Source organism: Mixta sp. Marseille-Q2659 (genome assembly GCF_940807255.1).
In the GTDB taxonomy this organism is placed as follows: Bacteria; Pseudomonadota; Gammaproteobacteria; order Enterobacterales; family Enterobacteriaceae; genus Mixta.
Window position 1 is genome coordinate 47,241 of record NZ_CALNWY010000027.1, and the last position, 12,874, is coordinate 60,114.

General features: G+C 57.8%; 8 protein-coding genes and 4 pseudogenes. 5 read left to right on the plus strand and 7 right to left on the minus strand.

Annotated elements, in window-relative coordinates; genetic code table 11:
* Positions 1 to 31: 31 nt before the first annotated feature.
* The 5 genes and pseudogenes from astE to P3C52_RS16610 form a co-directional block, all read right to left on the minus strand.
* Positions 32 to 1,033: a succinylglutamate desuccinylase gene (gene astE, locus P3C52_RS16590; RefSeq protein WP_275556052.1), complete on the minus strand. Its 1,002-nt coding sequence runs from the start codon at positions 1,031 to 1,033 to the stop codon at positions 32 to 34.
* A gap of 57 nt (positions 1,034 to 1,090) precedes the next feature.
* A pseudogene (gene astB, locus P3C52_RS16595) lies at positions 1,091 to 2,421 on the minus strand (N-succinylarginine dihydrolase).
* Positions 2,421 to 3,887: a succinylglutamate-semialdehyde dehydrogenase gene (gene astD / locus P3C52_RS16600; protein ID WP_275556053.1), complete on the minus strand. Its 1,467-nt coding sequence runs from the start codon at positions 3,885 to 3,887 to the stop codon at positions 2,421 to 2,423. The pseudogene astB and the gene astD overlap by 1 nt, the downstream one beginning before the upstream one ends.
* Positions 3,884 to 4,903, minus strand: a pseudogene (gene astA, locus P3C52_RS16605) (arginine N-succinyltransferase); the annotation flags it as partial. The gene astD and the pseudogene astA, both read right to left, overlap by 4 nt.
* A gap of 13 nt (positions 4,904 to 4,916) precedes the next feature.
* Entirely contained in the window at positions 4,917 to 6,134 is a 1,218-nt protein-coding gene (locus P3C52_RS16610) for an aspartate aminotransferase family protein (RefSeq protein ID WP_275556054.1), read from the minus strand.
* 496 nt (positions 6,135 to 6,630) lie between these two features.
* Between P3C52_RS16610 and P3C52_RS16615 the strand changes: the two are divergent.
* From P3C52_RS16615 to P3C52_RS16635, 5 genes and pseudogenes are all read left to right on the plus strand, one after another.
* A pseudogene (locus P3C52_RS16615) lies at positions 6,631 to 8,064 on the plus strand (cytochrome ubiquinol oxidase subunit I).
* Complete coding sequence (gene cydB / locus P3C52_RS16620; RefSeq protein WP_275556055.1) at positions 8,064 to 9,074, plus strand: cytochrome d ubiquinol oxidase subunit II; 1,011 nt, start codon at positions 8,064 to 8,066, stop codon at positions 9,072 to 9,074. The pseudogene P3C52_RS16615 and the gene cydB overlap by 1 nt, the downstream one beginning before the upstream one ends.
* A gap of 12 nt (positions 9,075 to 9,086) precedes the next feature.
* Positions 9,087 to 9,245, plus strand: coding sequence for a DUF2474 domain-containing protein (locus P3C52_RS16625; RefSeq protein ID WP_275556056.1), 159 nt, complete (start codon positions 9,087 to 9,089; stop codon positions 9,243 to 9,245).
* Between the two features lie 184 nt (positions 9,246 to 9,429).
* Entirely contained in the window at positions 9,430 to 9,792 is a 363-nt protein-coding gene (locus P3C52_RS16630) for a hypothetical protein (protein ID WP_275556057.1), read from the plus strand.
* 63 nt (positions 9,793 to 9,855) lie between these two features.
* Positions 9,856 to 10,290: a YrhA family protein gene (locus P3C52_RS16635; RefSeq protein ID WP_275556058.1), complete on the plus strand. Its 435-nt coding sequence runs from the start codon at positions 9,856 to 9,858 to the stop codon at positions 10,288 to 10,290.
* A 105-nt stretch (positions 10,291 to 10,395) separates the two neighbouring features.
* Here P3C52_RS16635 and P3C52_RS16640 read toward each other — a convergent pair.
* Both P3C52_RS16640 and cobA read right to left on the minus strand, forming a co-directional pair.
* Positions 10,396 to 11,822, minus strand: a pseudogene (locus P3C52_RS16640) (YchO/YchP family invasin).
* A 368-nt stretch (positions 11,823 to 12,190) separates the two neighbouring features.
* Positions 12,191 to 12,874: uroporphyrinogen-III C-methyltransferase (cobA, locus tag P3C52_RS16645; protein WP_275556059.1), on the minus strand; the 684-nt coding region annotated here is incomplete at its 5' end.

Genomic DNA, 12,874 nt, shown 5'->3' on the forward strand with positions numbered 1-12,874 from the left:
AGCGCGGGCCTTCTCTTCACACGCGCACGGCTTACCGCTCGCCGCTCAGCGCCGCGTTATGCGCATTATCTTCTACCAGCATTAATCCCGCACGCAGTCCGGGAGCCACATTGGGATTGGGAAACAGCACATATTCCCGCGCCTGCTGCACGAAATAGCGCGTTTCGCCATCCTCCGCCAGCAATGTGCCCTGTGGAAAGGCGGTAAAATTCAGCGTCTCGGGGCTCATATGCAGCTGGAAACGCTCGCTGTTGCGGGTGATCTGCTGGGCGACACGATAGCGGCGCGGCGCGGCGCTGATTTCCGGCAGCGTCTCGCCGGAGAGCAGCGCGGCCAGTGCCCGCCGTGTCGCCTCAAACTGCGTCAGGTCGTTCTGACCAAACGGCAGCGCCTTGCCCAGCTCCAGCGTACAGCTGGCAGCCTGAAAATGTTCACAGCTGTAATGTGTAAAGGTGCCGCCCGGCGCGCGATGGAACACCAGCGCCTCCATGCCCGCTGCCGTCAGCCACTGCATAAAATCATCAGGCCAAGGGCGCGAGCTGAACGGCATCACGCCGAAACGGGTATGGTACGAGCCGCGAATGGCGGTATGCAGATCGAGATGCCAGCGCGTCTCCTGATGCGCACCGACCTGCCAGAAAGTTTCCAGCGCCTGCTCCAGCCGTAACGCGCGCTGCGCCTCCGGACAATTCTCAAACTGCTGCCAGCGTCCGCCGAACAGCCGGTTTAAATCGCAGCGCAGATAGCGCTTTCCGGCACGTAGCGCGGGCGGATTGCCCAGCAGTACCAGCAGCCGCACCGCCAGCGAACGTGCGCCCTGCAACAGCTCGGTAATCAGCTGATTAACGATTTCTACCGGTGCGGTTTCATTACCGTGAATACCGGCGGAGATCGCCACGGCATGCTGCACTGGCGCCAACGGCGTCAGTTCAAGGATCCCTTCATCCAGCCACTGCCAGCGCAGCTGCGGCAGCGTGCCGTGGGTATCGGTCGGCGCGGTGCCGGAAAGCGTTTGCTGTAACAAATCCTGCATGACATCTCCTGTGACGCGGAAAACCGGCGGCGTACAGTAACACATGCCGCCGTGATGTTATTCCTGCTGGAATGGATAAACACTTCCTAAGTCTAGCAAACGCGTCAATTCGTCCAGCGCCTCACGTCCTTCGGTCAGCAATTGCGGATCGGCCAGGTCGCTCTGGGTAAGGCGATCGCGATAGTGGCGATCGACCCACTGATTCAGCGTGGCGAACAGCCGATCGTTCATCATTACCGCCGGATTCACCGCCTGCTGCTCGATCGCGCTCAGCGCCACGCGCAAACGCAGGCAGGCTGGCCCGCCGCCGTTGTTCATGCTTTCGCGCAGATCAAATACCATCAGTTCGCGGATCGGCCCGCCGCTTTCGACCAGCTCCGACAGATAGCGCCAGACGCCTTCATGCTGACGCGCCTCCTGCGGCAGCACCAGCAGCATATCGCCATTGTCGCGGCTCAGCAGCTGGCTGTTAAACAGATAGGTCGCCACCGCGTCGCCTACCGATACGCGCGCGTCGGGCACCACAACCGGCGTAAAACCCGGCACCCTTTCCCGCAGATCCGCCAGCAGCCGCTCCTGATGCAGAAACGCCAGCTGATGACAGAACAGCACCTGCTGGTTGCTGACGGCAATGACGTCATTATGAAATACGCCCTGATCGATTACCGCCGGGTTCTGCTGCACAAACAGCGTGCGCGCGGCGTCAAGCTGATGCAATCGAGCCACCGCCTCACTCGCCTCGCGCGTTTGCCGTGCCGGATAGCGTGCGGGAACCAGCCCGCCGTGCCCCTCTTCGCGGCCATAAACAAACAGCTGCACGCCCGGCTCGCCATAGTCGCCGCCAAAGCGGTTATGGTTGGCCGCGCCTTCATCGCCAAACATCGCCACCTGCGGCAGCGCGTGATGATGAACGAAATAGCGTTCGTCGCGGAAAATCGCACGCAGCAGCGCGCCGGTAGTCGGCGCCTCCATGGCGCGATGGAATTTATTGTTCAGGTTGGCGACGGTAAAGTGCGTTTTGCCGTCGGCGCTGTCGGCGGAGGGCGAAACCGTTGCGGCATTCGCTACCCACATCGCCGACGCGGAGCTGACGGCGGAGAGCAGCTGCGGCGCCTGACGCGCCGCCTTCGCCAGTATCTGGGCGTCGCTGCCGTCAAAGCCGAGCTGACGCAACAGCGGCAGATTGGGACGCTCGTGCGGCGGGATCACGCCCTGGGCGAAACCGGCATCCGCCAGCGCCTTCATTTTCAGCAGCCCTGCTTTGCCGCCAGCTTTGGATTCGACAGCTGGTGCTGATGGCGCGTCGACGCCTCATTACCAAACGACAGTCCGGCATAGTGATGCGTTAAGCCCACCAGACCATCAAAGTTCACTTCTCTGGCTTTCATCAGCGCGTCTCCGGGTGACTGAAATCGAGGCCGGGCGACAGCGTCGCAGGCAGAGTAAGATCGGGCGACTCCAGCGAGGCAAGCGGCCAGGCGCAATAGTCAGCGGCGTACCAGGCGCTGGCGCGATGGTTGCCCGATGCGCCGATGCCACCAAAGGGCGCGGTGCTGGCCGCGCCGGTCAGCGGTTTATTCCAGTTGACGATGCCCGCACGAGCATCGATAAGTAGCCGATCGAACTTCTCGCGCTGCGGCGAAATCAGCCCGCATGACAGGCCGTAACGGGTGGCGTTTGCCAGCGCAATCGCCTGCTCAAAATTGTCATAGCGCACCACCGCCAGCAGCGGGCCAAAAACTTCTTCGTCCGCCACGTTTTTTACATCGGTGAGGTCGATAATGCCGGGCGTCAGCAGCGCGCTGTCACGCGCTGGCCAGCGCATTTTCAACAACACCTTACCGCCGAGAGCAATGCGTTTTTGCCACTCCTGATAAATATGTTCGGCGGCCTGCGGCGAGATCACGCTGCCCATAAACGGCTGCGGCTCGTCGTTCCAGCGCCCGATGCGCAGCCGCTGCGTGACCTCCACCAGCCGCTGTAAAAAGGCGTCACCTTCCGCCCCGCGCTTCACCAGCAGGCGGCGCGCGCAGGTGCAGCGCTGTCCGGCGGTGATAAAGGCGGACTGCACGGTGATATGCACCGCCGCATCAATATCCGTAATGTCCTCAACGATCAGCGCATTGTTGCCGCCCATTTCCAGCGCCAGCATTTTTTCTGGCTGACCGGCGAACTGCCGGTGCAGCTGGTAGCCAGTACTGGCGCTGCCGGTAAACAGTACGCCATCAATTTGCGGCTGCTGCGCCAGCGCCTGGCCGGTGGCGCGTGCGCCCTGCACCAGATTCAGCACGCCCGCCGGCAGACCCGCTTCAATCCACAGACGCACGGTTTTTTCGGCGGTCAGCGGCGTCAGCTCACTGGGTTTAAAGACCACGCTGTTGCCCGCCAGCAGCGCCGGAACGATGTGTCCGTTAGGCAGATGACCGGGGAAGTTGTAAGGGCCGAAAACCGCCAGCACGCCGTGCGGACGATGGCGTAGCGCGCTTTCTGCCTGCTGTTCCGTACCGGTACGCGCATGGTAAGCCTTTACCGAAATCGCGACTTTATTGATCATCGCCTGCACTTCGGTCAGCGTCTCCCAGCGCGGCTTGCCGGTTTCACGAGAAATGGTTTCGCTCAGTTCGACTTTATGCTGCTCCAGCTGGACGGCAAAATTTTCCGCAATCGCCTGTCGTTCGGCGAACGGACGTCGCGCCCAGGCGGAAAAAGCCGCGCGCGCGGCGGCGCAGGCATCGGCCACCTGACGCTCATCGGCGCTGTTGCCCTGCCAGAGGCGCGCGCCGTCAACCGGATCGGTTTTGCTGAAGCTTTCGCCCTGGCCATCCAGCCATTGCCCATTGATATAGTGCGTCATGCTTTTTTCTCCTCGCTGCACAGCGGCACCACGCGCAGGGTGTCGCCGGGCTGACAGCGTAAAATCTCAGCGACCTCCGCAGGCACGCGCAGACGATCGCTTTGCGGATCGGCACGCAGCAGCAGCACGCGGAAATGGTGATAGTTATCGTTACTGACCAGGCAGAGCGGCAGGTCGTCGCTTTGCGGCTCGCCCGCTTCAACGGTCAGCAGACGGCTTTTGCGCACCGCCCGAATACGATCGATGTCGCACTCCAGCGTAGGGCCGCCGTCAAAAATATCGACATAGTTCTGATAGCGGAACCCTTCGGCCTCCAGCACCGCGCGCGCCGGCGCGGTTTGCGGATGCACCTGTCCAATGACCGCCTGCGCCTCCGGCGACAGATAGTGAACATATAAAGGATGCTTGGGCATCAGTTCGGCGATAAACGCCTTCTGCCCGGTGCCACTGAGGAAATCGGCCTGGGTAAAATCCATCGAAAAGAAGTGGCTGCCGACGCTTTCCCAGAACGGTGAACGGCCCTGCTCATCGCTGACGCCGCGCATCTCAGCCACCACTTTGTCCATAAAGCGATCGCGAAAGGCGGCAATAAACAGAAAGCGCGACTTAGAGAGCAGATAGCCGTTTTTGCCGTCGCGCCGCGCAGGATCGAGGAACAGCGTGCAAAGTTCGCTGCTGCCGGTGTGATCGTTGCTGAGCGACAGCGTAGCCAGATTGTTGTAGACCTCCAGCTCTTTCGAGGCGTGAACCTGGGTGCCGACGCGAAAGTTATACCAGGGATCCTGCAGGCCGACCGCCACCTCAATGGCGCAGATGCCGCAGGCCTGATGGGTTTCACTGTCGGCCATAACAAAGACGTAGCCCTGCTGGGCGCGCGGCAGCGTATCCTGCCGGGTCTGAATTGAGCGTTCGATGCGCGCTGCCAGCGTTTTGCTGTCGGCGGGCAGCGAGGTCAGGCCGCCGCCGGTTTTACCCGCCAGCGCCAGCAGCTGCGGCAGATCGTCACGCTCTACGGGCGTATATACATCATCACGAGCCTCCTTTAATCACCGACTCGCAGGCGCGTGCAAAGCGCGCCAGGCCTTCCTGCACATCCTGCTCGCTGATAATCAACGCGGGCGCAAAACGCACCACGTTGGCGCCCGCAATCAGCACCATCACACCCTCTTCCGCCGCCGCCAGGCTGAACTGCTTCGCCTTGCCGCTGAAGTCCTCATTTAATACGCAGCCAATCAGCAGACCGAGACCGCGAATCTCTTTAAACAGATGCAGACGCTGGTTAATTTCGTTCAGGCCGTCGGTGAACCAGCGATGACGCAGCTGCACGCCCTCCAGCACGTCGGGACGATTAATCAGTTCCATCACTTTGCCGCCCACCGCGCCTGCCAGCGGATTGCCGCCATAGGTGGTGCCGTGGCTACCGACATTCAGTACCGCGCCCAGCTTTTCAGTGGTCAGCATAGCGCCGATTGGGAAGCCGCCGCCGAGCGCCTTAGCGGTCGAGAGAACATCCGGCGTCACGCCGTAGTGCATATAGGCGTAGAGCGAACCGGTACGCCCAACGCCGCTTTGCACTTCATCAAAAATCAGCAGTGCGTTATGACGGTCGCAGAGTTCGCGCAGGCCGCACAGGAAAGCGGGTTCGGCAGGCATTACGCCGCCCTCGCCCTGGATCGGCTCGACGATAACCGCCGCGGTCTGATCATTGATCAGCGCGGCGACCGAATCGAGATCGTTAAAAACGGCATGTTCAATTCCGCCCGGCAGCGGCGCAAAATCTTTTGAATAGGCAGGCTGGCCCCCCGCCGAAACGGTCAACAGCGTGCGGCCGGGAAAAGCGGTTTTAAAGGCGATGATGCCGCTTTTTTCCGGTCCGAAAATGTCATGGGCATATTTGCGCGCCAGCTTCAGCGCCGCTTCGTTCGCTTCGGCGCCGGAGTTACAGAAAAAGACGCGCTCGGCAAAGGTGGCGTCAATCAGCTGCTTCGCCAGGCGCAGGATCGGCGCATTGGTGTAGCCGTTGCCGGTGTGCCAGAGTTTCGCCGCCTGCTGCATGAGCGCCTGCTGAAGTTCAGGATGCGCATGGCCCAGCGCATTCACGGCAATGCCGCCAGCAAAGTCGATATATTCCTTGCCGTTCTGATCCCATAAGCGAGAGCCTTCCGCGCGATCGGGCACGAAGCTGGCAGGCGAATAAGCGGGAACCATCCAGCGATCAAAATCCTGACGTGAAACTGACTGTTGCATAGCGGCCTCGTATCTCACCCGTAGGTGAATCAAAAGTTTAAATAATGTTAATGAAATGATTCATTGCAGCTCTACTCTAGAGTGCATGCTTTGTGCCAGCCAGTGGTAAAAGTGCATAAAACGAGGTTGGCAACACAAAATCAATAACTTAAAACATAGCGCTATTCATATTAACTGCATATATAGTGAATAAATATCTGAGGCGCAGCCGTTGGTGGCAGATCAAACAGCGGAATTATGCAGAAAGAAGATAAAATATTGCTTTTGTGATCGGGAATAACATTTGCTGTTAAAAAGGGGCAAAATGCGCCCGATAAAAAGGCGGACTGCATCAAAAAAGTGCATCCGCCGCTGCGTCTGTTATAGCTGCTTATTAAAATTCTGTTGCTGTTATAGCCATCATTTCTGTGTTTCACTCATCCTCTTCTACACTTGTTGTGTTGTCAGCAAGGAAGTCTCTTTTTGGAAGCTTAATCATGTACATCTCGAGGTGGCTATGTTCGGTTTAGACGCATTCGAACTGGCAAGGATACAATTTGCGTTCACGGTCTCTTTTCACATAATTTTTCCTGCGATTACCATTGGCCTCGCCAGTTTTTTGATGGTGCTGGAAGCGTTATGGTTGAAAACCCGCAATGACACCTGGCGCGATCTGTATCATTTCTGGTTGAAAATTTTTGCAGTGAATTTTGGTATGGGCGTGGTATCGGGCCTGGTCATGGCTTATCAGTTCGGTACCAACTGGAGCGGCTTCTCTGCGTTTGCAGGAAGTATCACCGGCCCGCTGTTGACCTATGAAGTGTTGACCGCCTTCTTCCTGGAAGCAGGTTTTCTCGGCGTTATGATGTTTGGCTGGAACCGCGTCGGTCCGGGCCTGCATTTCTTCTCCACCTGTATGGTGGCGTTGGGTACGCTGATGTCCACTTTCTGGATCCTCGCGTCCAACAGCTTTATGCATACGCCGCAGGGCTATGAAATTGTGAACGGTCAGCTGATCCCGGCGGAGTGGTTTAAAGTGGTGTTCAACCCTTCATTCCCTTATCGCCTGTTGCATATGGCGACCGCCTCCTTCCTGTCCACCGCCTTTTTTGTCGGTGCGTCCGGCGCCGCATCTGCTGCGCGGCAATAAAGCCCGGCGATTAAGCGTATGTTCTCGATGGCAATGTGGATGGCGCTGATCGTCGCGCCGATTCAGGCGGGCATTGGTGATGCGCACGGTCTGAATACGCTGGAGCATCAGCCAGCCAAGATTGCGGCGATTGAAGGCCACTGGGAAAACAAACCCGGCGAGCCAACGCCGCTGATTCTGTTTGGTCTGCCCGATATGCAGGCGGAAGAGACCAAATATGCGCTGGAGATTCCGGTGTTAGGCAGCGTGATCCTGACGCACAGCCTGACTAAGCAAATCCCGGCGCTGAAGAGCTTCCCGCCGGAGGATCGCCCGAACTCCACTATCGTCTTCTGGTCGTTCCGCATTATGGTCGGGCTGGGCATGCTGATGATTCTGGCGGGCGTCTGGAGCCTGGTGCTGCGTCTGCGTAAGCGGCTGTATGACCAACGTCTGTTCCATCGCTTTGTGCTGATTATGGGGCCGTCGGGCCTGCTGGCGATTCTGGCGGGCTGGTTTACCACTGAAATTGGGCGTCAGCCGTGGGTGGTGTATGGCCTGTTGCGTACCCGCGATGCGGTGTCCAATCACGGCACGCTGCATATGTCGATAAGCCTGCTGGCCTTTATTGTGGTTTACGCCTCTGTCTTCGGCGTGGGTCTGGTTTACCTGCTGAAGCTGGTGGGACGCGGCCCGCAGCCGTTTGTCGATCATCCGCCAAAAGGTGGCCCAGGCACGCCGCGCACGCCGGCGCGTCCGCTCTCTGCCGCCGATGAGTCGATGGATGAGCATAAGAAAGATGAGCTTGGGGGAATTAAATAATGGGTATCGATCTTCCGCTGATTTGGTTCGTCATTATTGTGTTCAGCATCCTGATGTATGTGGTGATGGATGGTTTTGACCTCGGTATCGGCCTGCTTTATCCGATGGTGCGCGAGACCAAAGATCGCGACGTGATGATGAATACCGTCGCGCCGGTCTGGGACGGCAACGAGACCTGGCTGGTAATGGGGGGCGCCGGGCTGTTCGGCGCTTTCCCACTCGCCTATTCGGTGATTCTGGACGCGCTGGCGGTACCGCTGACGATTATGCTGATCGGGCTGATTTTCCGCGGCGTCGCCTTTGAGTTCCGCTTTAAGGCGACGGTGTCGCATCGCGCCTTTTGGGATAAGTCGTTTATCGCCGGTTCTTTTATCGCCACCTTTGCGCAGGGCGTGGTGCTGGGCGCGTTCCTGAACGGTTTTCCGGTGCAGGGCCGCGAATGGGCGGGCAGCGTTTTCGACTGGATCACGCCGTTCAGCCTGTTCTGTGGACTGGGGCTGGTCGTGGCTTATGCGCTGCTGGGCGCCAGCTGGCTGATTATTAAAACCGAAGGCCATCTGCTGCAAACCATGCGTAAGCTGGCGCGTCCGTTGCTGTTGGCGTTGCTGGTAGTGATGGCGATTGTCAGTATCTGGACGCCGCTGTCGCATCAGGCAATTGCCGACCGTTGGTTTACCACGCCGAATCTGTACTTTTTCCTGCCGGTGCCGATTCTGGTGCTGCTGGTCTCCTGGGCGCTGTGGCGTAACGCCTGGTTGCCGGATGCGCACTACGCGCCTTTTATTCTGACGCTGGCGTTGGTGTTCCTCGGCTTTAGCGGGTTGGGGATCAGTATCTGGCCGAATCTGATACCGCCGGAGATTACGTTCCGTGAAGCGTCGTCTCCGCCGGAGAGCCAGGGCTTTATGCTGGTCGGCGCGCTGTTTATCATCCCGCTGATTCTGGTTTACACCTTCTGGAGCTATTACGTGTTCCGCGGCAAAATCGACCCGGAACAGGGCTATCACTGACAGGAGGCGAAGATGGAACTGCAGCGTATGACGGAGAAAAGCACAAAGCAGCCGCTGTGGCGGCGGCTGATGTGGATGGTGATTATTTGGGGCGGCAGCGTGCTGGCGCTGTTTGTAGTCGCCAGTCTGTTCCGCCTGTTGATGTCCGCAGCCGGTTTGAGGACGCATTAACCCTGTTTCGCTACAGATGAATAATCAGGAGCCGCCTTCAATGAAGGCGGCTTTCATTTTTCCCCGCCTTTCCACGCCAGCTCTTATTGAGCCTCCAGACATAAAAGCCTGAAAAATCAGCAATAGCATTTTCTTTATCGTTCAGCAATGTGAGAAGCACCCTCCCAGCATAAGGACAGGGATCATGAGCTTCAGCCTGCCCGGAACGCATCTTTATTATCTGCCGTGGTTACGCAGGAAGTTCCAAAGCGTAAAACCTGCGTTTTATAAAATGTTGGCTGAACATCCGGCAGCGAAAAAACGCTTTAATCAGGATGAGCTGAATAAAATGGCCAGGGGAATATGTCCTCACGAAAAGTGGGAAATACATCATAAGTTTCCTCTGGACGATAGCGGCGAGAATGATTTCAGTAACCTTATGCTTATTCAGCGTGATTATGAGCATTACATTTTAAATTCAGCGCAGAGAAGCATCACTCGTCAGATGATGCCAGGCGAAATAAAAGAAGTGTTATGGGTAGTTCCTGTTGGCGTAGTTTATCCCTGAAGGTCAATAATATGTCTATAAACAAAAATATAATTAACCAGTTTAAACAGCTTGTTCTGGAAAATGACGAAAAACTGGCGCCAGCGGTCGTTTTCCCCGCATGCCCTCTATAAATATGATTTTGGGCGTAAGATTGGTAAGGCGCCGCGTACGCTTTGGCATCAATATAAAAATTTCGTTGAACACATAGACGGCATCAATATTGATGATTGCACCATTTACGGTATAGAAAACCACTTTCATTATGAAAATGATCTTTTTACCTTCAATGGTTTCCTGACAAAGATTGCTCGTGAAGCACCCAATTTGATGATTGAAGAGGATTTGTACTGCATTGAAATTGGGGGTTCTTCGCTGGATGGCTATGCCTATGACGTAAGAATCAATAAATGGGAATCCCGCGACAAACAGCAGTACCAGAACCTTTTTATCTCCTGCGATACGCTGGCAGAATTTCTGCAGGCGGTACTGGATGATATTCATCAGCAAGTATACTAAATGAGCATGAAAAGGCCGCCAGAAATTGGCGGCCTTTTCATGGGCAATAATATCTTGCCTGCCCGCCAGGCATGGTTCCGGTCAGGCGTCAGTCAAACCGCAAAATCAGGGTTGCATCACGTCAAAGCGATCCGTGGCGGGCGACTGCAGCGTCATCGCTGGGGTAACTGGAGCGTTATCCAGTTCGAGGGGACGCGGTGCTGTTTCTCATCCTCCAGCGTGACGGAGAGACGATACTGAGTGCTGGCACCAGGCGTGCTGTCCCACTGCGGTATAATAATTGTCCAGCCATGAGGATCGGTGTTGTTCGCGGGCGGCGTCAGGCTCAGCGCTTGCGTATCGCCCTGCCAGCTGACGGCGGTAATCCGGTTGGCGGCGCGGATTTGCAGTTTCAACGTCAGCGTTTCGCCAGCGGTGAGCTGCCACGGCGGCGTCGCCAGAAAGACCGACAGGGTTTTACGCTGGCGGAACTCCAGCACCGGCGTGGTATTGCGTTCGACCAGATCGTAACGGCTGCCGCGCAGCGACCGCGTCTGTGCCACGTTATCCGCGGAGAGCTGTTTGCTCAGCGCTACGCCGGGGCGCCAGGTAACGCGCATACCGAGCTGATCCTGCGACTGCCCGTTTTCGCCCTCTTTGTGCGAGGCGGTAAAGGTCAGCAGCGGCACCGGCGTATAGTTAACGCCGACTTTTACCGCCACCGGATTTTTCTCCAGGCTGCCGTTATTAAACAAATCGACCTCATCGCCCAGATATTGCTCCCAGGTTACCGAAACGCCCAGCTGACGATAAAACGGCAGATAGCCCTGAGTGGTGATGTCGTAACCGCGCGCCATGCGGTTTTGCTGGCTGCTGCTGCTGTTACGCCAGCCGCCCAGCGGCGCGTAGTAGTTGGCGGAGAGGCGCAGAAAATCGCTCCAGGCCTCGGTGCCGAGCGAAGCGCGCTGAAGACCGGAATCAAACTGGCGATCGACCAGCGCGTTATAGCCCAGCAGCCAGTTGCCGGCGACCCAGCGCTGGCCCAGCCCGGCATTGCCCACCAGCCCGTCATCGGTTTGCGTTACGCCAAGCTGGGAAAAGGTCAGGTATTGGTAATTATCCTGCCAGGGCGTCAATAACTGGCCGCCGCTGCCGACAAAATTGCCGTCCATATCCACCTGCAGCGCCAGCTGCGCCGTGCCATAGGGCGAAAGCAGCGACTGCCCTTCATCAATCAGCCGATCGGCGACCTCATCGCGAAAATGGTTAAACGCCCAAACGCCTGCCTGCTGACCAAAAGAAGCGTCGCTGTCGCTATTGCTCGCCTCACCAATGCTTTTAGCCATTTGCGCCAGCCGGGTGGAAAAGGCGTTTTCCTGTGAATCCTCTATTCCCAGGCTGGGAAGCTGCTGTTCCATTGCGCTGAAACGCGCCGGATCCTCAAAAGGCGCGGCGGGCACGTGATTTTCCGTCTGGAAAGCGTGGACGTCAGGGATCAGAAGCGGGCTGCTGAATAACAGCAGTGAAAAGGCGGATAAGGTGAGTCGATGCATTAATACCATAGCTGCGTCAGGGTTAGTTTAGCCTGTCATAACCGGCGGTCCGGAAAGGAAAAGTAACCCTGATCTTAGCATAAATGTGATACGGATCATGCTTATCCCACTACCGAAGCAGGCGCATCGCTATTTCGATAAGGTACACATGCTGGCTGTTGCTGATATAAAGCGCCAACGATGGATGTGATCGGCGCCTGCGATCGCTGCGGCTTAACGCGACGGAAGTCCCGCTTATACGGTCATCAAGCGCCCGCTTTTTCGGTAGTCATCGTCGGCAATCACAGCGGCCTAACGCGACGAATGCGCTGCTTAAGCGGTCATAAGCGCCAACTTTTTCGGTAGTGAGCGTCGGCAATCGCCGTGGCTTAGCGCGACGAATGCGCTGCTTGCATGTTCGGCGTGCTGTACGCCTGCGGGCGATAAAGCCTCACCACCTCGCCAACGATAATCAGCGACGGCGACTGCGGCTGGTGGCGCGCAATTGTCGCCTCCAGCGTCGCCAGCGTGGCGATCAGCACGCGCTGATCGCGGCGCGTACCGCGCTCCACAATCGCCACCGGCGTCGCAGCGTCGCGTCCGTGTTGGCAAAGCTGGCGGCTCAGTTCAGCGCTCCAGGTCAGCCCCATATAAAACACCAGCGTCTGGCTGGCGTCGCGCAGGCTTTCCCACGCCAGCTGCGGCTTGCCCTCTTTGCCATGGCCGGTAATAAAGCGCACTGACTGCGCCATCTCCCGATGGGTTAGCGGAATGCCGCAGGCAGCCGCGCAGCCGGTGGCGGCGGTAATGCCGGGCACGATATGGCAATCGATGCCGGCGGCCTGCAGTTGCTGCATCTCCTCGCCGCCGCGCCCGAAAATAAAGGGATCGCCCCCCTTCAGCCGCACCACCTGCCGTCCGCTGCGCGCCAGATCCACCAGCAGCTGGCTTATCTGATTCTGCTTCATGCCGTGAAAGCCGGGCGTTTTGCCGACGTCCAGCGCCAGCGTCGCGGCGGGGATCAGTGCCAGCACCGCTTCGCTGACCAGCCGATCGTAAACCACCACGTCCGC

What these genes read in the sequence shown, in the direction of transcription:
- astE (WP_275556052.1), bottom strand. Translation starts at nt 1,033, where the DNA reads ATGCAGGATTTGTTACAGCAAACGCTTTCCGGCACCGCGCCGACCGAT.
- astD (WP_275556053.1), bottom strand. Translation starts at nt 3,887, where the DNA reads ATGACGCACTATATCAATGGGCAATGGCTGGATGGCCAGGGCGAAAGC.
- P3C52_RS16610 (WP_275556054.1), bottom strand. Translation starts at nt 6,134, where the DNA reads ATGCAACAGTCAGTTTCACGTCAGGATTTTGATCGCTGGATGGTTCCC.
- cydB (WP_275556055.1), top strand. Translation starts at nt 8,064, where the DNA reads ATGGGTATCGATCTTCCGCTGATTTGGTTCGTCATTATTGTGTTCAGC.
- P3C52_RS16625 (WP_275556056.1), top strand. Translation starts at nt 9,087, where the DNA reads ATGGAACTGCAGCGTATGACGGAGAAAAGCACAAAGCAGCCGCTGTGG.
- P3C52_RS16630 (WP_275556057.1), top strand. Translation starts at nt 9,430, where the DNA reads ATGAGCTTCAGCCTGCCCGGAACGCATCTTTATTATCTGCCGTGGTTA.
- P3C52_RS16635 (WP_275556058.1), top strand. Translation starts at nt 9,856, where the DNA reads ATGACGAAAAACTGGCGCCAGCGGTCGTTTTCCCCGCATGCCCTCTAT.